The 22,296-nt window shown below is 67.9% G+C and carries 18 protein-coding genes; 6 read left to right on the top strand and 12 right to left on the bottom strand.

Features of this window, described 5'->3' with window-relative positions:
• Positions 1–6: 6 nt before the first annotated feature.
• On the bottom strand, positions 7–1,623 hold the full coding sequence (locus tag K3U96_RS22135) for a peptide chain release factor 3 (protein WP_220691099.1): 1,617 nt from the start codon (positions 1,621–1,623) through the stop codon (positions 7–9).
• A gap of 92 nt (positions 1,624–1,715) precedes the next feature.
• Between K3U96_RS22135 and K3U96_RS22130 the strand changes: the two genes are divergently transcribed.
• Positions 1,716–2,465, top strand: coding sequence for an SDR family NAD(P)-dependent oxidoreductase (locus K3U96_RS22130; RefSeq protein WP_220691098.1), 750 nt, complete (start codon positions 1,716–1,718; stop codon positions 2,463–2,465).
• On the opposite strand, the gene K3U96_RS22125 is transcribed toward K3U96_RS22130, so the two are convergent.
• Entirely contained in the window at positions 2,439–3,476 is a 1,038-nt protein-coding gene (locus tag K3U96_RS22125; protein ID WP_220691097.1) for a TIGR03617 family F420-dependent LLM class oxidoreductase, read from the bottom strand. The genes K3U96_RS22130 and K3U96_RS22125 overlap by 27 nt on opposite strands.
• 141 nt (positions 3,477–3,617) lie before the next feature.
• Here K3U96_RS22125 and cynS point away from each other — a divergent pair, with 141 nt between their 5' ends.
• The 5 genes from cynS (at position 3,618) to K3U96_RS22100 (ending at position 8,318) form a co-directional block, all read left to right on the top strand.
• Positions 3,618–4,076, top strand: coding sequence for a cyanase (gene cynS / locus K3U96_RS22120; RefSeq protein WP_220691096.1), 459 nt, complete (start codon positions 3,618–3,620; stop codon positions 4,074–4,076).
• A 94-nt stretch (positions 4,077–4,170) separates the two neighbouring features.
• Positions 4,171–6,585: a nitric-oxide reductase large subunit gene (locus tag K3U96_RS22115; protein WP_220691095.1), complete on the top strand. Its 2,415-nt coding sequence runs from the start codon at positions 4,171–4,173 to the stop codon at positions 6,583–6,585.
• Positions 6,582–7,214, top strand: a complete 633-nt coding sequence (locus K3U96_RS22110) for a hypothetical protein (RefSeq protein WP_069406953.1) — start codon at positions 6,582–6,584, stop codon at positions 7,212–7,214. Before K3U96_RS22115 ends, K3U96_RS22110 begins: the two co-directional genes overlap by 4 nt.
• A complete protein-coding gene (locus tag K3U96_RS22105; protein WP_069406954.1) occupies positions 7,214–8,035 on the top strand; it encodes a slipin family protein in 822 nt (273 codons plus the stop codon). Before K3U96_RS22110 ends, K3U96_RS22105 begins: the two co-directional genes overlap by 1 nt.
• Positions 8,028–8,318, top strand: coding sequence for a hypothetical protein (locus K3U96_RS22100; protein WP_220691094.1), 291 nt, complete (start codon positions 8,028–8,030; stop codon positions 8,316–8,318). The genes K3U96_RS22105 and K3U96_RS22100 overlap by 8 nt, the downstream gene beginning before the upstream one ends.
• Here K3U96_RS22100 and K3U96_RS22095 read toward each other — a convergent pair.
• The 10 genes from K3U96_RS22095 to recB all read right to left on the bottom strand — a co-directional run bounded on the left by K3U96_RS22095 (position 8,315) and on the right by recB (position 22,295).
• Positions 8,315–9,334 (bottom strand): esterase family protein, encoded by a 1,020-nt coding sequence (locus K3U96_RS22095; RefSeq protein WP_372514935.1) that lies wholly within the window; start codon positions 9,332–9,334, stop codon positions 8,315–8,317. The two genes, K3U96_RS22100 and K3U96_RS22095, sit on opposite strands and share 4 nt — an antisense overlap.
• 177 nt (positions 9,335–9,511) lie before the next feature.
• Complete coding sequence (locus K3U96_RS22090; RefSeq protein ID WP_069406956.1) at positions 9,512–10,090, bottom strand: YdcF family protein; 579 nt, start codon at positions 10,088–10,090, stop codon at positions 9,512–9,514.
• Positions 10,091–10,148: 58 nt separating this feature from the next.
• Complete coding sequence (locus tag K3U96_RS27065; protein WP_268928457.1) at positions 10,149–10,934, bottom strand: TspO-related membrane protein; 786 nt, start codon at positions 10,932–10,934, stop codon at positions 10,149–10,151.
• Positions 10,931–12,766 carry a sulfatase-like hydrolase/transferase gene (locus K3U96_RS22080; RefSeq protein WP_220693642.1) on the bottom strand — a complete coding sequence of 612 codons (1,836 nt, stop codon included), beginning with the start codon at positions 12,764–12,766 and terminating at the stop codon, positions 10,931–10,933. Before K3U96_RS22080 ends, K3U96_RS27065 begins: the two co-directional genes overlap by 4 nt.
• A 19-nt stretch (positions 12,767–12,785) precedes the next feature.
• Positions 12,786–13,229 carry an SRPBCC family protein gene (locus tag K3U96_RS22075; RefSeq protein ID WP_084223006.1) on the bottom strand — a complete coding sequence of 148 codons (444 nt, stop codon included), beginning with the start codon at positions 13,227–13,229 and terminating at the stop codon, positions 12,786–12,788.
• Positions 13,216–14,487 (bottom strand): metal-dependent hydrolase family protein, encoded by a 1,272-nt coding sequence (locus tag K3U96_RS22070; protein ID WP_220691093.1) that lies wholly within the window; start codon positions 14,485–14,487, stop codon positions 13,216–13,218. Before K3U96_RS22070 ends, K3U96_RS22075 begins: the two co-directional genes overlap by 14 nt.
• A gap of 47 nt (positions 14,488–14,534) precedes the next feature.
• Positions 14,535–15,590 (bottom strand): tartrate dehydrogenase, encoded by a 1,056-nt coding sequence (locus K3U96_RS22065; protein ID WP_069404654.1) that lies wholly within the window; start codon positions 15,588–15,590, stop codon positions 14,535–14,537.
• Entirely contained in the window at positions 15,587–17,191 is a 1,605-nt protein-coding gene (locus K3U96_RS22060) for an SLC13 family permease (protein WP_220691092.1), read from the bottom strand. Before K3U96_RS22060 ends, K3U96_RS22065 begins: the two co-directional genes overlap by 4 nt.
• A 206-nt stretch (positions 17,192–17,397) precedes the next feature.
• A complete protein-coding gene (recD, locus tag K3U96_RS22055) occupies positions 17,398–19,056 on the bottom strand; it encodes an exodeoxyribonuclease V subunit alpha (protein ID WP_220691091.1) in 1,659 nt (552 codons plus the stop codon).
• The gene (gene recB / locus K3U96_RS22050; RefSeq protein WP_220693641.1) at positions 19,053–22,295 is read right to left on the bottom strand and encodes an exodeoxyribonuclease V subunit beta; all 3,243 of its coding nucleotides are present in this window, start codon (positions 22,293–22,295) and stop codon (positions 19,053–19,055) included. Before recB ends, recD begins: the two co-directional genes overlap by 4 nt.
• Position 22,296 lies beyond the last annotated feature (1 nt).

Genomic DNA, 22,296 nt, shown 5'->3' with positions numbered 1-22,296 from the left:
CGAGAACTAGGCCCCCGCGGCCACCAACGACCCCAACTTGATCTCCGGGTTGTCGCGCTGGAAGCCCTCCAGCCGCCACGGCGTGGAGAACAGCACCAGCTTGATCCCGTCGGTGCGGGTGAGGACCTCGGCGGAGACCTGCTTGTTCATGAAGTCCGCGTCCTCGGGCTCGACGACCCGGGCGACCTGATACGGCAGCGACTCCAGCGAGATCGGTGCGCTGAGCTCGGTCGCCATCCGGTGCGACGCCACCTCGAACTGCATCGGGCCGACCGCGGCCAGCACCGGCGCCTGTTCGCCGCGACGGTCCGAGCGCAGCACCTGGACCACGCCTTCCTGTTCCAATTGTTCGATGCCGCGGCGGAACTGCTTGTGCTTGCTCGGGTCGGTGCAGCGGGCCACCGCGAAATGCTCGGGGGAGAAGCTCGGAATCGGCGGATACGCCACGGGGACATCGCGATACAGCGTGTCGCCCGGACGCAGCGCGGCGGCGTTGGCCAACCCGATCACGTCACCGGGCCATGCGGTGTCCAGCGTCGAGCGCTGCTGGCCGAACACCGATTGGGCGTATTTGGTGACGAACGGCTTGCCGGTTCCGGCGTGGGTGAGGACGTCACCGCGCTCGAACGTGCCCGACACCACCCGGGCATACGCGATGCGGTCGCGGTGCGCGGAGTCCATGCCGGCCTGGACCTTGAAAACAAAGGCGCTGAACGCGGATTCGGTACTGCGACGCACCCCGTCGACGTCGAGTGCGCCGGCCGGTGCGGGCGCCAGGCTGACCAGCACATCGAGTAGCTGGTTCACCCCGAAGTTCAACGCCGCCGAGGTGAACAGCACCGGGGACGCTGCGCCGCTGAGGAACTGCTCGCGGTCGTAGTCGGCGCCGTCGGCGGAGAGCAGTTCGGATTCCTCGACGGCGGTATCCCAGTCGTCGCCTGCCGCATCGTGGGCGTCGACGGCCGCGATGTGCTCTTCGGGAGCCGCCGTGGCACCACCGGCGGTGCGGGTGAACCGGATGAAGTGGCCGTCGCGGCGGTCCAGCACCCCCTTGAAGTCCCCGGCGATACCGACAGGCCAGGTCAGGGGAGTGGGACGCAGCCCGATCCGGTCCTGGATCTCGTCCATCAACTCCAGGGCGTGACGGCCGGGCCGGTCCCACTTGTTGATCACCGTGATGATCGGTATCCCTTGATGCCGGCACACCTGAAACAACTTCAACGTCTGCGGCTCAAGACCTTTCGCCGCATCCACCAACATGACCGCGCAGTCGACAGCGGTCAGCACCCGGTAGGTGTCCTCGGAGAAGTCGGCGTGGCCGGGGGTGTCGAGCAGGTTGATGACGCAGTCGCGGTACGGGAACTGCAGCGCCGTCGACGTGATCGAGATGCCCCTGGCCTTCTCCATATCCATCCAGTCCGACACCGTGGCGCGCCGACCCGCCTTGCGGTGCACCGCGCCCGCCTCGGTGATCACCCGCGCATGCAGAGCCAACGCTTCGGTCAGCGTGGACTTACCCGCGTCGGGGTGGCTGATCACCGCAAACGTCCTGCGGCGGGCGGCTTCGGCGGCGATACGACGGGTCACCGCCGTATCGGTGGCCGCCAGGGTATGTTCTGTCATCTCGCCAGCGATGATATTTGCTGTGGGTGCAATTCGAGTAATCGGCCGTTGCGCCGCGGAATAACCGGGTCACCACCTCGGTTGCCACCCGCATGACCGACACACTCACGGGCCAGACGGCCCTCGTCACCGGCGCCACCGCAGGAATCGGCTACGCCATCGCCCTCCAACTCGCCGCAGAAGGCGCCGAGGTCATCGTTCACGGCCGCAACGCAGAACGCGGCGCAAAGACCGTTCAGGACATCGAAAATGCCGGTGGCAAAGCACGTTTCGTCGCCGCAGACGTATCCGACGCCACCGATGTACGCCGGCTCGCCGCCGAGGCCGGTGACGTGGACATCCTGGTCAACAACGCGGGTATCTACCGCTTCGCGGCCACCGTCGACACCACCGATACCGACTTCGACGAGCAGATCAACACCAACCTGCGCGCCCCCTATGTGCTGGTGCAGAACCTGGTGCCGGGCATGGTCGAACGCGGTGCCGGCACCGTCATCAACGTGAGCAGCGTGGCAGCGTCCACGCCCGCCGCGGACGCAGGCATCTACGGCGCGAGCAAGGCGGCGCTGGAGTTGTTGACCAAGCTGTGGGCCGACGAGTTCGGCGCCCAGGGCGTACGGGTCAACGCCGTTTCCCCCGGCCCGACCGAGACCCCAGGTACCGACGAGCTCGGCATCGAGATCATCCGCGGGCTGGGGCGCACAACGGCTTTGGGCCGAACTGCGGTGCCCGAGGAGATCGCGAACGTCGTGACGTTCCTCGCCTCGCCAGCAGCCAGCTACGTCAACGGTGCGATCCTGGCCATCGGCGGAGGTTCACCGGCCGTCCGCCCCGCCGCCTGATCCCGAGATGCGCTGCGCCACCGCACCATAACGTTCGAAGCGTTCGCGATCGGCCAGCGCGTTGTACAGCACGACGCGTGTCGCCACCCCGCCGTACTTCGCGACCAGCGTGTCGGCCAGGTCGTCCCACGTCGACTCCGTCGCGAACGTTGCGATGTGCTCGTCGGTGATCTGTGCCGCCATCCCCTGGATGTCACCGGCCTTCTGCTTCTCCCGGATCCGCGCCGTCGTCCCCTCGAACCCCGCCTCGTCCCAGATGAAGGCGTAGTTCGGCGTGCTTCCGTAGAAGCTCATGCTGGCCCGCACGAGTTCACGTTCTCGGGCGCGTTCCTCGTCCGTGTCGCCGACGATCGTCATCACCGGAACGATCACCGCCACATCCTCCGGTGACCGGCCCGCCTTCTGCGCTCCCGCAGCGATATTCGGCACCACATGGCGCGAGATGTAGCCCGGTTCGCCGAGCGGATGCACATGCACACCGTCGGCCACCTCACCGGCCATCCGCAGCATCCACGGGTTGACCGCCGCCACATCCACTTTGGGGTCAGGAGCGTCGATCGGGCCGGCACTCCACTGCGGCGTGATGAAGTCCAGATCGTAGAACTCGCCGCGATGATCCAGCTTGCCCGTCCGAAACGCCGCAAAGCACGCCTTCACCGCCCGCACGTAGTCGCGCAACCGCGGGCCCGGGCGCTCGAACTCCACGCCGTAGCGCCGGACCACATGGGTGCGGACCTGCGTGCCGAGGCCGAGCCGGAACTTGCCGCCCGTCGCCTCCTGCAGCTCCCACGCCGTCGCCGCCGTCACGAACGGGCTGCGCGGGAACGCCACGGCGACCCCCGTCGACAACTGGAGTGCCGGCGCCGCCTGCGACGCCACCGCGGCGTTGAGATACGCGGTGCGACCGGTCTCGGTGAACAGCAACCCTGAGAACCCCGCCTGCTCGGTGCGCCTGGCCAGCTCGCCGATCTGTCCCAACGGCTGCGGGGTCGTCATCGCATCGACATCCATGGATCGGACGCTACCGCGCTGCTCGCCGAACCCCTCAGCCGTGGAACTACTACGCAACGTAGTTGTACTGCTGCACATCGTCGTCTTCGCCGATCGCGACCCTGGTGCAGAAGCGGCGGCACGGCGGCACAATGGCAAAACATGACCCGCGACCAGATCACCGAACAGATCGTCACCGCCCGCCTGACCAAAGGCCTGACCTGGCAGCAGCTCGCCGACGCCATCGACAAGCCCGTCGTGTGGACCACCGCCGCCCTGCTCGGCCAACATCCGATCCCTCCCGAGCCCGCAGGCAAGCTCATCGAGATGCTTGGGCTCGACGAGTCCATGGTGCCGGTGCTCGGCGCTGTTCCGATGCGCGGCGGGCTGCCCACCGCGGTGCCCACCGACCCCACCATCTACCGCTTCTACGAGGCCCTGCAGGTCTACGGCGGCGCAATCAAGGAGTTGATCCACGAACAGTTCGGCGACGGCATCATGAGCGCGATCACCTTCAGCGTCGACGTCGAAAAGAAGCCGCATCCGGCCGGGGACCGTGTCGTGGTCACGTTTGACGGCAAATTCCTGCCCTACGACTGGACCGCCGCCCCGGGTTCCTGACCCGACCCGAGAAATCGCAAACCTCCCCCTTTTTCATTGCGCATAGGGCTACGTTTGCCTCCAACGACCGTGGATCTCACCCGGGGGTGCGGAAATGACGGACCAGTTCTTGGGACCTCGCCCGACGAAGGCCGAGCTTGCCATTTCGAAGGGCTGGGTCCAGGGCGTCGCCCTCGTCATGGTGTTCGGCTTCCTGATCATGGGTGTGCTGGCGGCGAGGACCTACACCGACTCGATGCCGCTGCCGCAAAAGGTGGTGGGTCCGGACGGCCAGACCCTGTTCACCGAGCAGGAGATCACCGCCGGACAGCAGATCTTCCTGCGCCGGGGCCTGCAGCAGTACGGCTCGGTGATGGGCCACGGCGGCTACCTGGGGCCCGACTACACCGCGGAGTACCTGCGGCTGTCCGCCGACCACGTGGGCGAACAGCTACGCGACCGCGGGGTTCAGGACCCGACGGCCGCCGTCGTGGACATGATGCGCACCAACCGCTACGACGAGGCCACCGGCACACTGCAGTTCACCGCCGAGCAGGTCAGCGCCTTCGGCGCGATTCGCGCGCACTACGCCGACATCTTCGGCACCGACTCCACCAAATACGGTCTGATTCCGCGTGTCATCACCGACCCGCAGGAAATCCAGGACCTGACAGCGTTTTTCGCCTGGACATCCTGGGCTTCGGCCGCTGAACGCGAAGGTCACGACTACTCCTACACCAACAACTGGCCACCCGAACAGCGGGTGAACAACACCCCGACGGCCGACATCCTGGTGTGGTCGGCGATGTCGCTGATCGCGCTGCTGGCCGGGCTCGGCGCGCTGTTCGCGCTCTACGGCCGGTGGAGCCGCAAGATCGGTTGGCACGCAACAGAAGCTCCCTCGCTTGCCTTCCGGCAACCCGGCGAAGTCCAGATCACCCCGTCGCAGAAGGCGACCGCCTGGTTCTTCCTCGTCGTCGCCGTGCTCTTCCTCGGTCAGGCGCTGCTGGGCGGCGCCATCGAGCACTACCGCGCCGACCTGAGCGACTTCTTCGGGTTCGATCTGGCCGCGGTCCTGCCGTTCAACCTGGCGCGCACCTGGCATGTGCAGCTGTCGCTGCTGTGGACGGCGGCGTCGTTCCTGGCCGCCGGAATCTTCTTGGCCCCCATCATCTCCGGGCGCGAACCGCGAAGACAGCACTGGCTGGCGTATGCGTTGCTCGGCGCGCTGTTCATCGTCGTCGCCGGCACCGTGGTGGGCACCGCAATCAGCACCTTCGGTGTGGAATGGGCCAAGGGCTCGATCTTCTTCGACCAGCAGTGGGAGTACCTGGACCTGCCAAGGTTCTGGCAGATCCTGCTCGTCATCGGGCTGTTCGTGTGGATGGCCATCATCTTCCGGGCGATCCGGTCACGGCTGAAGACCGAGAGCAAGTTCAACATGCCGTGGCTGTTCTTCTACGCCGGGCTGGCGATCCCCGCCTTCTATGCGGTCGGTCTGCTTGCCGGCACCGAAACACATCTCACCGTCGCGGAGTTCTGGCGGTTCTGGGTGGTGCACCTGTGGGTCGAGGACTTCCTCGAGCTGTTCACGACGGTGATGGTTGCCTACATCTTCGTGATGCTCGGCGTGGTGCGGCGCAAGATCGCGATCCAGCTGATCTTCCTCGACGTCATCCTCTACTCGATGGGCGGCGTGATCGGCACCATGCACCACCTGTACTTCTCCGGAACTCCGGTGGAGCACATGGCCCTTGGTGCGTTCTTCTCCGCGCTGGAGGTCATCCCGCTGACCTTCCTGACCGTCGAGGCGTGGACGTTCCTGCAGCTGGGCTCGCGGCAGCAGTCGCGCAGCAGCGCACCGTTCCCGCACCGGTGGGCGGTGATGTTCCTGGTCGCCGTCGGCTTCTGGAACTTCGTGGGCGCAGGCATCTTCGGCTTCCTCATCAACCTGCCGATCGTGTCCTACTACCAGATCGGCACCGCGCTGACCGCCAACCATGCGCACGGCGCCATGATGGGTGTCTACGGGATGCTCGCCGTCGGCCTCGCGTTGTTCGCGTTGCGCTACATCATTCCGCCGCAACGATGGCCGGACAAGCTGGCGAAGATCTCGTTCTGGTGCCTGAACATCGGGCTGGCCTGGATGGTGTTCGCCACCCTGCTGCCGCTGGGCGTTCTGCAGCTGTGGCATTCGGTCAACGACGGCTACTACGAGGCTCGCACGCTTGGCTACATCTCCCAGCCCGGCAACGCCGTGCTGGAGTGGTTGCGCATGCCCGGTGACTTCCTGTTCATCATCGGCGGCGTGCTGCCGTTCCTCTGGATCGCCTGGGTCGGGGTACGTCACGGAATCAAGGCGACGACGCACACGCTGCCTCCCGAGACGCTGTTCGTCGAGGAGCACGCCGAGGCCGAGGAGGACCGCACCGGGTTGGCGGCCACCGGCGGTGGCGGCGGCGCGTCGCCCTACGCATCCGATCGGCGCCCGCCTGCGCCCGACGATCGCGAAACCGGCGCCGGCCCATGACCGCGGGCATCGACGTTGCCACCTGGCTGACGATCGGCTATTCCGCGTTGTTGATCGGGATCGGCTACGGCATCGACACATTCGCCCGGCGCGCGGCGGCCAAGGTGGAACAGCACCGCACCGGTCCGTTCGTATATCACGAGGACCACGACGCCTGGCTGTGCCCCGAGGACCAGTGGTTGTGGCCCACGTCGTTCGACCCGGACAACCGGGTCATGCGCTACCGCGGCAGCCCGTCGATCTGCAACGCCTGCCCGGTCAAGGACACCTGCACCACCTCACACGACGGCCGCGAGGTGAGCCGGGCGATCGACAGCTGGCCCGCGTCGGAGGCCGCGCGGTTCCACCGCGGAATCGCCTGCGCCGTCAGCGCCATCGCGGTCATCTGGCCGCTGGCGATGGCCCTGGCCGCAGGCACCGTGCCCGATGCGCTGTTGTTGGTGGGGTGCGCGGTGGTGGCCGGGCTGGTGTCGCTGCCGCTGTGGTCACACCTGCGCCGCACCCCTGCCGTGCCAGAGGGTGTGCTGTTCCAGTCCCTCGACGACAACATCGAAGAACGAAACCGGCTGGCCGAAGCGGAAATCCGTCGCCGCACCTCGTACGCATCGGATCGTCGGGAGGATCCCTGATGGGGGCGTGGGTAGTGGTCGCGGTGTTTGCGGCCGTCGTGGTGCTCGGGTTCGCGGTCGCGTCGCTGCGCATCATCAAGGAGTACGAGCGCGGGGTGGCGTTTCGCCTCGGCCGGCTGCGTGGGCCGCTCGGGCCGGGTGTCGCCGTCGTGCTGCCCGGCGTCGACAAGCTCGTGCGGGTCGACCTGCGCACGGTGACGCTGACCATCCCGCCTCAGGAGGTCATCACCCGCGACAACGTCACCGCCCGCGTCAACGCCGTGGTGCTGTTCCGGGTGACCGACCCGACGAAATCGGTGATGGCCGTGGAGAACTTCGCGGTCGCCACCTCCCAGATCTCGCAGACCACCCTGCGTTCGGTCGTCGGCCGGGCCGACCTGGACACCTTGCTGGCGCACCGCGCCGACCTCAACGAGGACCTGGCGGCGTCGATCGCCAAACAGACCGAGCCATGGGGGATTCGGGTCGAGGTCGTCGAGATCAAGGACGTCGAGATCCCCGAGATGATGCAGCGCGCGATGGCCCGTGAAGCCGAGGCCGAACGGGAGCGGCGCGCGAAGGTGATCAGCGCGCACGGTGAGCTGCAGGCGTCCACCGAGCTGCGTGACGCGGCGATCACGCTCAGCGAGAGCCCCGCGTCGCTGCAACTGCGTTATCTGCAGACCCTGCTCGAGCTGGGCGCTGACCAGAACTCCACGGTCGTGTTCCCCATTCCGATGGACATCGTCCGCCCGTTCCTCGAAGGCGGTTACCGCACGGGTGATTCAGGCGGCTCCGGAGATGCCGTCTCGCACATCAGAAGAGTGAGGTCCGATGACTAGCAACGTGCCCGAACCCATCGACGAATCCGGCCGCCCCGTCGTGCTCGAGCCGACCCCGCCGGGGATGTGGCGGGCGCTTCTGGGGTTGGCTGTCGCGGTGTTGGCCCCGCTGTTCGGTTTCCTCGTCGGCGGCATGTTCGGCGCCGGGACGATCGGCGACACGGTCGACCCGATGTTCCTGTCGCTGTTCACCGGGATCCTGATCGGCGGCATCGGGCTGCTCGTGGCGTTCGCAGGCGGTGCGCGGTGGTGGCGGCACCTGCACGAGCAGGACGGGATTTAACCCCCGGCCACGGGCGCCGGCGACGGGAGTGCCGGCGGCAGCATCGGCGCCGGAGGCACGGGCGGCGGCGGTGGCGGAATCGGTGTGGTGAGGATCCGCACCAAATCCGGTTTCATCGCCTGCAGTTGCGCACCCCAGTACCCCCAGCTGTGGGTGCCGTTGGGCGGGAAGTTGAACACCGCGTTGCGCCCACCGGCGCCCAGGTACTTGTCCCGGAACTCCTTGTTGGTGCTCAGCGTGATGTTCTCCAGGTACTGGGCGCTGAACTGGGTGCCGAAATCCCCTCCGGCGTCGAGGTCGGACGTCGCGCCGTTACCGCAGTAGACCCACAGCGCCGTGCGGTTGGCCACCAGCCGGTTGATGTTGAGCATCGGGTCGTTGCGCTGCCACGCCGGGTTGTTCGGCGGGCCCCACATGTCGACCGCCTCGTAACCGCCGGCGTCTTTCATCGCGAACCCGATCAGCGTCGGCCACAACCCCTTTGACGGGTTGAGATAACCCGACAGCGACCCGGCGAAAATGAACTGCTGCGGGTACCACGCCGCCAACGTCAGCGCCGCCCCGCCCGACATCGACAGCCCGACAACTGCGTTCGCGCGCGGATCCTGACCCCTGTTGGCCGCCAGCCACATCGGCAGCTCCCGGGTCAGAAACGTCTCCCACTTGTACGTGACGGTGCCGTTGGAGCCCTTGGCCGGGGCGTACCAGTCGCTGTAGAAGCTGGACTGGCCGCCGACCGGCATCACCACCGAGATCCCCGACTGGTAGAACCACTCGAACGCGCCGGTGTTGATGTCCCAGCCGTTGAAGTCCTCCTGGGCGCGCAGACCGTCGAGCAGGTACACCGCGTGCGGTCCGCCACCCTGGAACTGCACGAGGATGTCGCGGCCCATCGACGGCGACGGCACGCTCAGCTGCTCCACCGGCAGACCCTCGCGCGAGTACGCCGATGCCTGCGGCGCGACGACGGCACCGGCGGCCGCCAGCGTCACCGCAGCCGCCAGCGCGGCGCACACGCGGCGCGCGACCTGCCTGAACCCGTTCGTCACCGCGCGAAACTAACAGGCCCGCCGCGCCGATCCTACGGGCCGCGCGGGGCAGTAATCACCTTGTTACCTCTTCGCGAATGACCACTTATGTACGTGCAGCGACGGCGTGTCGACATACAGACACGGTCGCTCGCGGCGGATTGGTTAGCGCACCGCGATGAACGGGCTCATCACGTCGTGCACGAACTGCACCACGTTGGTCTGCGGGTTGTCATCGGGAAAGCTCACCGTGGCAAGGACGTTGGCGCCCTCGTTGATGAAGTTGGTGTCGGCCCGGTCCTGATGCGACGACGACGTGACCAGGATGATGCCCGACGTGTCGGCCTCCTTGGCCAGCGGCACCGAGAACCGCGCGTTCTGCACGGTGCTGTTGGCCCTGTCCTCCACGATGATCCGCTGCGGCGGAAAGCCCAGCAGCATGAGCATCTTGCGCATCTGCGCGGCCTCGGTGATGCCGTTGCGCGGGTTGCCGCCGGTGACGATGACCGGCGACTGCGGAAAGAACTGCGCCACGGTCAGACCCATCATCACGCGGCGCCGCAACACCGGGCGCATGGTGCCGTTCGGTTGGAGGCCGTACCCCAGAACGACGATCGCCGGCTTGGAGAAGTCCTTCGCCGCGACCGCCGGCTGAGCCTGCGCCACCGGTGGCGAGAACTCTGCGACGACGACGGAAACGGACAGCGCTACCGCCAGCACAGCGGCACTCCAGCGACGACGCACACGGCCTCCCCGAACAAACGGTGTTACGTCAAGATCATCGCCGGGTGCGGCCGCGGCGTTACGGAACCCGGTGTCGGCGCATCGCCGTCACGCCCGCGGCAGCCACCAGCAGCGCCGCCACCGCCGCCGTCGTCGCCAACACCGAGCTGTCGCGTTGGGCGGCCCCGACAGCGATCGCCACCAGCGCCCACAACACCCCGGCGACGAAACCGGGCGTCCCGCGCAGCATGGTCGCCAACCCGATCGCGAACGCCGTGGCCAGCACCAGCACCACCAGCTGCCACCACACCACCGCCGGTGACACTCCGCTGTCGATCAGCGCCGCGGTGACGTTCGCGAACACCGCGACGGTGCTCCACCCCAGATACAGCCCGAACGTCGCCGTCGCCAACACCGCCAGCCACCGCTGACACGTCAGATCGTGGCGACGACGCACCAACAACCGCATGATGTGGCTCAACGCGGCCACCATCACCACGAACACCACCACGCTGACCCACAGCCAGCCCTGCGCGGCCACCAGCAGCCACAGGCTGAACCCGGCGAACACCACGCTGGCGTCGACCAGCACGCCCGTCTCCCACCACGCTCCGAGGCCGAACCGCAGCACCGCCAGCATCGTCGCCGCGCTCAGCAACGTGATCAAGCTCCACAGGCCGAACGCGTAGCCGGCCGGGGTGATCAGCGCCTCGTTCGTCGCACCCGATGCCAGGAAGTCACCCGCGACCGCGCGCGTGAGAAACGGCGCGGCCAACTGGCTCAGCGCCAACACCGCGGCGATCCACCGCCACGTCGCCACCCGCGGCGAGTTGCGCCTCGGAGTGGCCCTCGTCGCGTTGGTCAACTCGGCAGAATCCCCACCCGGTGCAGCACCCCGCGCACACCGCGCTTGGTCGGCTCCGGTGGTCTGCGCGACGCGTACGGCCACGGGTTGTTGCGCTCCGGTATCGACACCGCCCGTGCCTGTTTGAGCTCCATCCGCAAATGCTGGCGCAGTTCGTGCAGCGCCGGATCCGTCCACCGGTTTTCGGCCTCGTCCGGGTCGGCGGTCAGATCGTAGAGCTCCCACTGGTCGTCGAGCGGCTCGCTGCGGTACGTCTCACCGCCCAGCCCGCTGGCCGAAAGGTGACGCACACCGGGCTCCGTCCACGTGCCCGGATCGTCGAACGTGCGCACCAGCTTCCACAGATGCCCATTGAGATGCCCATTGAGATGCCCGTTGCCACCGGGCACGTCGTCGACGCGCACCACCAGACCCTCGAAGTTCGACCCGACATAGGCGGGCACCCGGATCCGCAGCGGGGCAGGCGGTTTCACCGTCTGTTTGAGCTGACGCGCCAGGCCCGACGCCAGGGTGTCGCCCTCCAGGACGTTGTCGCGGGTCATCAGGTACACCGACCGGGACTCTTCGGCAGGAGCGCCGTCGACCACCGGCATCAGGTTGCGACCCGGCAGCGGATGCACCTCGCTGAACGTCTCGGCCAGCTTCGCCGCGGCCGCGTCCACATCGACCCCCGCCGCCGCGAGCAGCGTCGGCACGATGTCCACGTGCGACGTCGGCGCTGTCACCGTGCGCGGTCCGGTCGCCTGATCGCCGATCCGTGCGACGACGAACGGCACCCGGGTGGCCTCGTCGTAGAGGTTGAACCACTTCTGGTGCAGGCCCCCGTGCGCGCCGAGCAGATCGCCGTGATCCGACGTGCGCACCAACACCGCGTTCCGCGAACCGCCCTGGGTCACCGCCCGGCGCACCCGGTCGATCGGGGTGTCCACCTCGGCGTGCAGCCGGTAGTAAAGATCGCGGTACGTCTGCGCATTCCGGCTGTACACGCGCTCGATCGCGGGCGCGACGCCGTAGCCCGAATAGTAGGACTCCCGGTAAGCGATCTGCGCGGCCGGCTTGGTCGACAGGTCCTCGTCGGCGGTGGGCGCCTTCGGGATCGGCGGCGGATCCAGCGGCGACGGCTGCATCGGGTTGTTGCGCGACCACAGCGGGAACAGCACGATGTCGTGCGGGTTGACGAAGCTGGCCACCAACAGGAACGGCCGCATCGCGTCGGGGTCTCCCGCGCGGCGGCGCGCGTACCGGTCCATCAGCCACGCCACGACCCGGTCAGCGATCAGCGGGTCCCGCCGAATACCCGCGTTGGCCAGCGGGGCGCCGTGCGGTTCCGGGCCGACCCAGCCCGAAAAGCCAAACGGTGCAAGGGGGTCGGCGTCCAGGTACTGCTGCACGGCGGCGTGGTCGATGACGCCGTACTCGTCGTTGGTCGCCAGCGGTTCGCCGGTCTCCTCGTCGTGCAGATCGGCGTGGGAGATGTGCCACTTGCCGTCGTAGTGGGTGTCGTAGCCGGCGGCGCGGAACCAGTTGCCCAGCGTGGGCACCTCGCCTTGGCGCAGCCAGCGCATGCGGGTGTCGTCGGCCACCTTGCCGATGCCGTCGGTCTGGGTGACGCCGTGCAGGTCGGGGTACTGACCGGTGAAGATCGTCGGGCGGCTGGGCACGCAGGCCAGCGAGCCGGTGTAGTGCCGTCCGAAGCTGACACCGTGTTCGTCGAACCATTTGCGGCCCTTGAGCGTTCGGTTGCGCCACGCCAGCACCTCGGGCGCCTCGTACGGCGGGACCGCACGCTCCTCGTCGGTCATGATGATCACGATGTCGGGGCGCAGGTCCATATTGCTCCTTGCGTGCGCGTCAGACACGGGCATTCTCCATTCGTTGCGCCAGCCCGGCCAGCATTGCTTCGGATTGGCGGGCCAGCATCCGGCACATCACGCGCTCGGCCAGCTGTTGGTCGACCCGGGAGCCGATTTCCACGGTACTGGTCAGCGTCACCGTGGTGGACGTGCCGGCCGGCTGCAGGGTCCAGCGGTTGGTGAGCCGGCCCAGCCGCCGGGGCAGACCCTCGATGCGGTAGGCCAGGGTGTGCGGCGGGTCGAACTCGATGATCTGCTCGATGAGCGTGTCTCGGCCGACCTGGAGGCGCCGCGCGGTGCCGACGGGCTGCGGCACGGTCACCAGGATGCAGGAGTGCTCGACGTTGTCCGCCCAGCTGCTGATGGCGCCGAAATCGGCCAGTACATCCCAGATTTCCTCGATGGGCGCGGCGATGGTGCAGGTGCGGTCAATCGTTGCCACGGGTACCAATATCGCATGTGTTCTTCACGATCGTTCCGTCTTTAACGATCAGCGCCAGGTTCTTGCCGGAGTCCCCGAGCACGCTGAGGTCGGCCAGCGGGTCACCGTCGACCAGCAGCAGATCCGCCCACGCGCCGACGGTGACCTCACCCAGGCGCGCCGACTTGTAGGGATCACGCTCGCCGGCCATCCGGAGCAGTTCGGCATTGCCCGACGTCACCATCTTCAGGGCCTCGACGTTGGTGAAGTACTCGCCGAGCCGGACCATCATGTCGCTCTGCCGGGCGTCGTGCTCGGGCTCGAACAGCAGGTCGGTGCCCCAGGCTGTTTTCACGCCATGCTTTTTCGCCCAGTCGTAGACCTGCACCGTGCCGCCGCAGATCTCGCGGTTCTTGGCGGCGCTGTCTTCGTTGATGAAGCCGTGGTCGTGTTCCTCGAACGGCTGCATCGACAGCCACACGCCGCGCTCGGCCAGCAGCGCGACGGTCGCCTCGTCGGCCAGGTGGCCGTGCTCGATGGACTTCACGCCCGCCTCCACCGCACGACGGATGCCCGCGACGTTGTAGACGTGGGTCGCGACGTATGTGCCGTAGTCCTCGGCGGCCATCACCGCCGCCCTCAGCTCGGCCTCGGTGAACTGCAGGGTGTAGAGCGGGTCATACATCGACGCCGCGCCGCCCCCGGCCATCAGCTTGATCTGCGATGCGCCCAGCTTGAGCTGCTCTCGCACCGCGGCCAGCACCCGGTCGGGCCCGTCGGCCACCCGCATGAAGCCGATCTCCTCGGCGCGGGACTCCTTGCCGCCCAACGCCGTCGGCGTCTGATACACCCAGCCGAAGTCACCGTGGCCCGCGGTCTGCGAGATCGCCGCCTGGCTGGGGTAGATGCGCGGGCCCAGCGCGAGGCCGTCGTCGATGACCTTCTTGAGGCCCGCGGTGTCGCCGGCCATGTCGCGCACGGTGGTGAACCCGCGCATCACGATGTCCTTGGCCTTGGCCAGCGACATCGCCGCCAGTTGGGTCTGGGACGCCATCACGAAGTCGATCAGCGTGTTGGCCATCCCGACCAGGTGCACGTGCGCGTCGGACATGCCGGGCATCAGCGTGCGGCCGTTGCCGTCGACGACGACGGTGGCGCCGTCCTCGCTGATCGGTGAGGTCTCGACAGCGGCGATGGTGTGGCCATCGACCAGCACGTGGCCCGACGTGTTGCGATCGGACCGGCCGTCGAAGATCTCGACGTTCTTGATCAGCAGCATGCCTACAAGCTAGCGATTTCGGCGCGCTTATGGACGCTGTCGGGCGTTTAGCGCGCCGAAGTCACGTGGGTGACCAGGGCCTTGGTGACGTCGGCGGTCGAGGCGGTCCCACCGAGGTCGGCGGTGCGGGTCTGCGGATCGGCCAGCGTCGATTCCATCGCGGCCAGCACCTCGGCGGCCGCCTGCAGGTGGCCGAGGTGCTCGAGCATCAGCGCCGCCGACCACACCGCGCCTGCCGGGTTGGCGATTCCCTGGCCCGCGATGTCGGGCGCGGACCCGTGCACCGGTTCGAACATCGACGGGTACTGCTTGGTCGGGTCCAGGTTCGCCGACGGCGCGATGCCGATCGATCCGGCGACTGCCGCCGCGAGGTCAGAGAGGATGTCGCCGAACAGGTTTGACCCGACCACCACGTCGAAGCGCTGCGGCTGCAGCACGAACTTGGCGGCCAGCGCGTCGATGTGCTCGCTGTCGAGGCGCACGTCGGGAAACTGCCGGGCCCGTTCGGCGACCACTTCGTCCCAGAACGGCAGCGTGTGTACGATCCCGTTGGATTTCGTCGCCGACGTGACGTATCCGCGCCGCTTGCGGGCGAGTTCGAACGCGAAGTCCGCGATCCGGCTGACCCCGACGCGGGTGAACACCGACTCCTGTACGGCCATTTCGTCGGGGAACCCGCGGTTCAGGCGGCCGCCGATCTCGCTGTACTCGCCCTCGACGTTCTCCCGGACCACGACGAAGTCCACGTCGCGGGCTTGGCGCAGCGGGCTGTCGACCCCGTCGAACACCTTGATCGGGCGCAGGTTGACGTACTGGCGAAACGCCCGCCGGATCGGGATCAACAGCCCCCACAGCGAGACGTGGTCGGGCACGCCGGGCCAGCCGACCGCCCCGAGCAGGATGGCGTCGAACCCGCTGAGCGTTTCGATGCCGTCGTCGGGCATCATCGCGCCTTCACGCTCGTAGCGTTGGCAGGACCAGTCGAATTCGGTGTAGGAGAGGTCGATTTGGTGTTTGGCGGCGACGGCGTCGAGCACGGCGCGCGCCGATTCGATCACTTCCGAACCGATCCCGTCCCCGGGTATGACGGCGATGGAACTCATCCGCCCAAACCTAGCAGGCTGATCATCATCGGCAGGAAGATGACGATGAGGATCGCGCCGGCGATGTCGAACGTGATGCCGGAGCGGATCATCGTGGTGATCCGCACGACGCCCGAGCCGTAGACGATGGCGTTCTGCGGCGTGGACACCGGCAGCATGAACCCGAACGACGCGGCGAACGTGGCCGCCAGCGCAGGCACGAACGGGTTGACGCCCGCGGCGATCGCCACCGGGATGATGATCGGCACCACCACCGCCGCCGATGCGGTGTTGCTGGTCGTCTCGGAGACGATGATGGCCAGAATCACCGCGAAGATCGTGATCGGTATGACGCTGGACAGGCCGAGCGCGTCGTTGATCGACGTGCCGATGGTCTCAGCCAACCCGGTGTCGGCGATCAGTGAGCCGAAGATGATGCCGGTGCCGAACAAAATGATTGTGCCCCAGTCGATCTTGGCGGCGTCGCTCCAGCGCAGGGTGAACTCGCGGCTCTGCCAGTCGGTCGGCAGCAGGAACAGCAGCGACGCGCCGAACACCGCGACGACACCTTCATCCAGGCGGCCGCTGACGAATTCGTAGACGCTGGAATCGGTTCCGGTGACCACCGCGAAGATGCCGGGCAGGATCCACAACGTCACCGTGATGCCGAACGCGATCAGCGTGTTCTTCTCGGCCCGCGACAGCTTGCCCAGTTTCTCGCGCTCGCCGGCGACGTACTCGGCCACACCGTCGATCCGTTTGATCTCGGGTCGGTTGAGCCGCAACAGGATGAACGCCAACAGCACGAACATCAGCAGGCAGATCGGAATGGCCATGACCATCCACTGCGCGAAGCTGATTCGCTCGCCGGTGGCTTCTTCGATGAGGCCGCGCCCGATCAGGTTGGGCGGGCTGCCGACCGGGGTGAGCAGTCCGCCGACGCTGGCGCCGTAGGCCAGCATCAGCATGATGGCCGCGCCGACCCGCAACCGCCTCGGGTCGAAATCGGGTTCGACGTCGCCGCGTTCCTGCAGCAGCTTGGCGATGACGGCGATGATGCCGATCGCCGTCGGCAGCAGCATTGCGACGGTGGCGGTGTTGGACACGAACGCCGACAGCAGGCAGGTGATCGCGCCGAACGCGATGGTCACCCCGGTGGTCGAGCGCCCAGCGCGCGGCAGCGCGAGAATGCGGTACGCAAACCGCCGCGCCACACCGTGTTTGAGCATCGCCTGCGCCAGGATGAACGCGCCGATGAACGTGAAGATGGTCGACGACCCGAACGGTCCGAGCACGTCGTCGACCGGTGCCACGCCGAGGAACACCGCGACGGCCACGCCCAGCAACCCGCCGATCGGGATCGGCACCGCCTCGCTGATCCACAGCGCGATCACGCCGAGCAGCACCGCCCCGAGCACCTGCTGGTTGGGTGGGATGTCTATCGGCAGCACAAGGAACACCACGGTGAGCAGCGGCGCGAGGAACAGGCCGATGGTCCGGCGGCCCTTCTCGAAGCGCTCCTCTGCCGGGGACAGTTTCTGCTCGCCGAGACTTCGATAGGTGGCGGTGCCCAGCAGGGCCTTGTCGACGTCCGTCGGTGTGACGCGGTTTTGCGTGGTCATGGCGTGCTCCATCCGCCCGCAGGTGTGTGCTGCCTCACACTGAGGATGATTGCGGATTACCTGTGAGATGCGCGGCTAAACGTGCTCGCTTCATGGCGCTACATGACGCCACGTACCCACTTCATGGCGCCGAGTGTGGGGTTGTGTCACGCCAAACCGCGCGAGGACGTGCGGGTAACCCACGTTCGGCCGTTCTTGGAGGTGCCTCACCCCGCCAGCCGTTGCGCCAGGCCCGACGCTCGGACGGCCCGGCGCTCGATCGCCGCCCGCACCGAGGCCTCCGGCCCGATCACCCGCACCCGCGACTTGGCCCGTGTCACCGCCGTGTAGAACAGCTCGCGGGTCAGCAGCCGCGAGTCTTCGGGCGGCAACAGCACCGTGACCTCGTCGGCCTGGCTGCCCTGTGACTTGTGGATCGTCATCGCATGCATGGTGTCGACGTCGGCCAGCCGACTGGTCGCGAACTCGATCCGCGAGGTGCCCGCGATCACCGCGCGCAACACCCCGTCGCGGTGCACCGTGACACCGGTGTCGCCGTTGTAGAGGCCAAGCCCATAGTCGTTGGCCGTCACCAGCACCGGCCGACCGGCATACCAGTCCGACCAGATCGGCTCACCGGTGCGCTCAGCCAGCCACCGCTCGACCTGATGGTTCCAGTACCGCACGCCGTACGGGCCGCGCCGGTGCGCGCACAACAACCGGTGCTCGGTCAACGTCGCCAGCGCGGCGTTGTCGTCGCCGAGTATCGCGGCCTGGCGAAGCGCAACCGCCCACGGCACCATCACTTTTCGCAGATGCTCCGCGGGGTCTGAGGTGTCGGCCCACTCGATATGGTCGTCACCGGCGCGCAGCACGTCGACGGCGGCGTCCGCGTCACCGGTCCGGATCGCCGCCGCCAGCGCCCCGATCGATTCGCCGAACCGGTGTGAGGTCTTCAGTTCTGCGATCCGCGACCCGCCCAGCCCGTCGACCAGGTCGGCCAGCACCGCGCCGGCCTCCACCGACGCCAACTGGTCCGGATCCCCGACCAGGATCAACCGCGCGTCCGGGCGCACCGCCTCCAGCAGCCGCGCCATCATCGTCAATGACACCATCGACGTCTCGTCGACGACGATCACCTCGTGCGGCAACCGATTTGCGCGATTGTGCCGGAACCGGGCCGACGTGTCCGGTCGGCTGCCCAGCAGCCGGTGCAGCGTGGTCGCCTGCAGGCCTGCCAGCGCGGCGCGGTCGACCGCCGACAGCTTGTCGACCTCCATCTGCACGGCTTCCTGCAACCGCGCGGCGGCCTTACCCGTCGGCGCCGCCAACGCGATCCGTAACTTGCTGCCGCCGGCCAGCAGTGCCAACAGCCGCGCCACCGTCGTCGTCTTGCCCGTACCCGGACCGCCGGTCAGCACCGTCAGCCCTTGGGAAAGCGCCACTTCCGCAGCGGCGCGCTGTTCTTCGAACCCGGCCGGAAACAACCGGTCGACGTCGGCGGACGCGCTGGCCGGCTGGGCGGACAGCATCGCGAGGATGTCGTCGCAGACCTGCTGCTCCTCACGCCAGTACCTGTCGAGGTAGAGCAGATCGCCGTCGACGCGCAGCGCCTCTCCGATCAGCGTGCTGGCCCGCACCGCGTCACCGAGGCCCTTCACCTCGACCTGCGCTTCCGCCGACGCCAGGTCCAGGCATACCGATCCGCCCCGCAGCGCGCGCACCAGCAGCGCGATCGCCAACGCCACCTGCTCGTCGGGTTCTTCGGCCAGCGTCGTCAGCCGTTGTGCCACATGCACATCCGCGGACTCGATCAGCTCGGCGTCGGTGAACGTGCTCAGCAGACCGGTCGCGCCGATCGCCCGTCGCCATGTCACGCTCGTCATGCCAGCAGCTCCGACAACTCGACGGTCAACGCCGCGGGTGGACGCCAACTGAACACCCCGGCCGGATGCCCGTCGACCACCGGGGTCTGCGGACCGCACATCCCGCGCAGAAACAGGTACAGCACCCCGCCCAGATGCCGCTCGGGATCGTAGCCGGCCAGCCGCCACCGCAGAAACCGGTGCAGCACAACGCTGTACAGCAGCGCCTGCAGCGGATAGTCCGAATGCAGCATCGCCTCGGCCAGCCGCGGCTGGCCGTAGTCCGCGGCGGTCAACGGCCGCGACGGGTCACCCAGCCAGTTCGTCTTGTAGTCCACCACCAGATACCGGTCGTCGACGCGCAGCACCGCATCCACCGAACCCGACAGGTAGCCGTTCAACGGCTGACCGCCCAGCGCCGCACCGGTCAGCCGGTCGGCGTACGAGGCCAGCGGATCGTCGTCGGGCAGATATCGCCGCAACAGATGACCGACCGCGCGAAGTTGGCCGCCGCCCAACGGGAACTCGAAGTCCATCTCCCGCATCCGGTCGGCCAGCCCGATCTGACGCAGCGTCACCCCCGGCGCCAGCGGACCCAGCGGCGTGTCGTGCAGGGGCACCATCGCCGCCGCCAGCTCGTCGGGCGCTACGTCGACGGGCCACCACAGCGAGTGCTCGACGATGCGCGCCTGCAACTCGGCGGCCAGATCGGGTGCCAGCGGGTCGGCGTCTTCCAGCACGGCGTGCACCAACGTGCCGAACTTCGCCCCGGCGGGCAGATCGGCCATCGGCGACGGCACATCGGTGCCGACCGGCGAAGACATCAAGGGGATCTCGGCCACCTCGTCGTCGAGTTCGACGACTTCGGGCTCGCTGCTGACCGGCGTGGTCTCCGCGGCGCGGATCAACCCCGAGTACGACGTGCGCCGCCAGGATGTGTCGATCGAGCGGTGAAAGTGGCGGGCCTCCAACGTTTCGGGTGTCGTCTCCCGCGGCAGCTGGGGAATCGGGCGCAGCACCGAGTCCTCGATCACCAGGCCGCCCGCGGCTTCCCACTGTTTGAACCGCGCCATCGCGTCGTCGTCGGCCACCTCGGAGGGGACGACGGTGGAGGGCACCTGCGCCTGATCGGGTGTGCGGCCGCGCAGCACCCGCGACAGCCCGCCGTGGGGTTCGTCCCTCGAAGGCGCCCACCACGCCACGACTTGGGATTGAGCACGGGTCAACGCGACGTAGGTCAGCCGGCTGTCGTCGCTGGCGTCCTCGGCGCGGCCCTGCCGGACGACGGCGTGGTAATCAGGGCTGTCGGGCCCGCCGATGTGCAGGCAGCGGGTGTCGCCCTCGTGATACAGCACCAACTCCGGGTCGCGCACGTACCGGTTGAACGCGAACGGCAGGTACACCACCGGGAACTGCAGGCCCTTGGCGACGAACACCGTCATCACCTGCACCGCCGCGGCGTCGTTGTCCAGACGGCGGAAGTGTTCGGTGGCGCCGCTGCGCTCACCGCGCTGCTCGCGCAACCAGTCCCGCAGCGCGGGCAGGCTGAAATGCTCGCGGTGCGCAGCCTCCTGCAACAGCTGGGTGAGGTGTGCCAGGTCGGTCATCCGCCGCTCACCGTCGCGCCACGACAGCACCCGATCCGTCATACCCGCCAGCTGGGCTGCCTCGTAGATCGCGGCGACCCCACGCTCGCGGGCGTGACCGGCCCACTCCCGCAACGTATCCGCGACCGTATCGGTCAGCTCGTCGCCGCCGTGCACCAGATCGTCGGCGGTCTTGCCGAAGAACATCGTCGCCGCGGCCGCGCGCACCATCCCCGGGCGGTGCGGCTGGTCGAACGCCTCCAGCAGGCACAGCCAGTCCTCGGCGGCGTCGGAGCCGAAGATGTCGGAATCACCGGTGTACACCGCGGGGATACCCGCTTGGCACAGCGCGTCGTAGCACGCGCGGGCGTCGACGTGCTTCTCGACGATCACCGCGATGTGCTTCGCCTCGATCGGCGTCCCGTCGAACGTGGCGCCGCTGGTCAGCAGCCCGGCGATGTCGGCGGCCATGTCGAGCGGGATGTGCCTGCGCAGATCGGCGATCAGCGTCGGCCGGGTTCCGCTGCGGCCCATTGTTTCCCGTCGCACCACGCGCAGCCGGAACGGATCGCACGACGGGGCACCGGCCAGCCGCGAACCCTGATGCGCCGCAGAGACTTCGTGTACGACGATGCGCGGGTCGCCGAGTTCGGCGCCCTTGAGCACCACCTGCAGTCGATCGACCAGCGCGCCGTCGCTGCGCCAGTTCGTGCCCAACGTCATCTGCACCCCGGCGCTCGCCGCGGCGTCGAGGTACGTGACGATATCGCCGCCGCGGAACGCGTAGATGGCCTGCTTGGGATCACCGATCAGGATGACCGTCGACCGCCCGGAGAACGCCCGGTCGATCACCTGCCACTGCACCGGGTCGGTGTCTTGAAACTCGTCGACCAACACGATCGGCCAGCGCTGATGCATCCGCAGCTGGGCAGGGGAGTCCTCGGCAGCCAACGCATCGGCCAGCCGGCTCAGCAGATCGTCGTAGCCGAGGATGCGACGGCGCCGCTTGCGGATATCCAGCTCGGCCAGTACGTCTTTGGCGAATTGGACACACACCGCGGCGCGGGAGTCGGGATCGGGATCTGACGGGCGAAGTTCGGTGGCCGGCTTGTTGACGACCTCGCGGGCCAGGCTCAGCGCGTCGGCGTAGGCCAACAGCGGCGCCTCACGCTCGCGGCCGAAGTGGCGCAGGTACAGATCGTCGACGATCTCGGTGGTCAACTCGTCGAGGCTCTCCACCAGCTCGACGCCGGCGTCGGTGTCACCGGCCACGCCCAGCGACCGCAGCACGGTCTGACAGAACTGGTGCGTGGTCGCGATCGTCGCCGCGTCGAAGGCCGCCAACGCATCCCGCAGCCGCTGCCGCCGTTCGGCGTACTCGTCCGCGCCGCAGTCGAGCAGATACTGGACCACCTGGTTGTCCCCGGCGAGCGACGGGTCGTCGAACGCGGCCACCGCGTCGACGATCTGGCGGCGCACCCGATCCCGCAGCTCCTGGGTGGCGGCCCGGCCGAACGTGATCAGCAGCATCTGGTCCAGCGTCGCCACCCCTTCGGCGACATAGCGGGTGACCAGACCGGCCAGCGTGAACGTCTTACCCGTTCCCGCGCTGGCCTCCAGCACGGTGGTCGACCGTTCGGCGGGCAGCGTGCCCAGCAGATCGAAACGCTGCATG

Origin of the sequence: Mycolicibacterium holsaticum DSM 44478 = JCM 12374 (assembly GCF_019645835.1) — a bacterium.
GTDB lineage: Bacteria > Actinomycetota > Actinomycetes > Mycobacteriales > Mycobacteriaceae > Mycobacterium > Mycobacterium holsaticum.
This window is presented reverse-complemented; position numbering and strand designations above follow the sequence as displayed.

What these genes read in the sequence shown, in the direction of transcription:
- K3U96_RS22135 (WP_220691099.1), bottom strand. Translation starts at nt 1,623, where the DNA reads ATGACAGAACATACCCTGGCGGCCACCGATACGGCGGTGACCCGTCGT.
- K3U96_RS22130 (WP_220691098.1), top strand. Translation starts at nt 1,716, where the DNA reads ATGACCGACACACTCACGGGCCAGACGGCCCTCGTCACCGGCGCCACC.
- K3U96_RS22125 (WP_220691097.1), bottom strand. Translation starts at nt 3,476, where the DNA reads ATGGATGTCGATGCGATGACGACCCCGCAGCCGTTGGGACAGATCGGC.
- cynS (WP_220691096.1), top strand. Translation starts at nt 3,618, where the DNA reads ATGACCCGCGACCAGATCACCGAACAGATCGTCACCGCCCGCCTGACC.
- K3U96_RS22115 (WP_220691095.1), top strand. Translation starts at nt 4,171, where the DNA reads ATGACGGACCAGTTCTTGGGACCTCGCCCGACGAAGGCCGAGCTTGCC.
- K3U96_RS22110 (WP_069406953.1), top strand. Translation starts at nt 6,582, where the DNA reads ATGACCGCGGGCATCGACGTTGCCACCTGGCTGACGATCGGCTATTCC.
- K3U96_RS22105 (WP_069406954.1), top strand. Translation starts at nt 7,214, where the DNA reads ATGGGGGCGTGGGTAGTGGTCGCGGTGTTTGCGGCCGTCGTGGTGCTC.
- K3U96_RS22100 (WP_220691094.1), top strand. Translation starts at nt 8,028, where the DNA reads ATGACTAGCAACGTGCCCGAACCCATCGACGAATCCGGCCGCCCCGTC.
- K3U96_RS22080 (WP_220693642.1), bottom strand. Translation starts at nt 12,766, where the DNA reads ATGGACCTGCGCCCCGACATCGTGATCATCATGACCGACGAGGAGCGT.
- K3U96_RS22070 (WP_220691093.1), bottom strand. Translation starts at nt 14,487, where the DNA reads ATGCTGCTGATCAAGAACGTCGAGATCTTCGACGGCCGGTCCGATCGC.
- K3U96_RS22065 (WP_069404654.1), bottom strand. Translation starts at nt 15,590, where the DNA reads ATGAGTTCCATCGCCGTCATACCCGGGGACGGGATCGGTTCGGAAGTG.
- K3U96_RS22060 (WP_220691092.1), bottom strand. Translation starts at nt 17,191, where the DNA reads ATGACCACGCAAAACCGCGTCACACCGACGGACGTCGACAAGGCCCTG.
- recD (WP_220691091.1), bottom strand. Translation starts at nt 19,056, where the DNA reads ATGACGAGCGTGACATGGCGACGGGCGATCGGCGCGACCGGTCTGCTG.
- recB (WP_220693641.1), bottom strand. Translation starts at nt 22,295, where the DNA reads ATGCAGCGTTTCGATCTGCTGGGCACGCTGCCCGCCGAACGGTCGACC.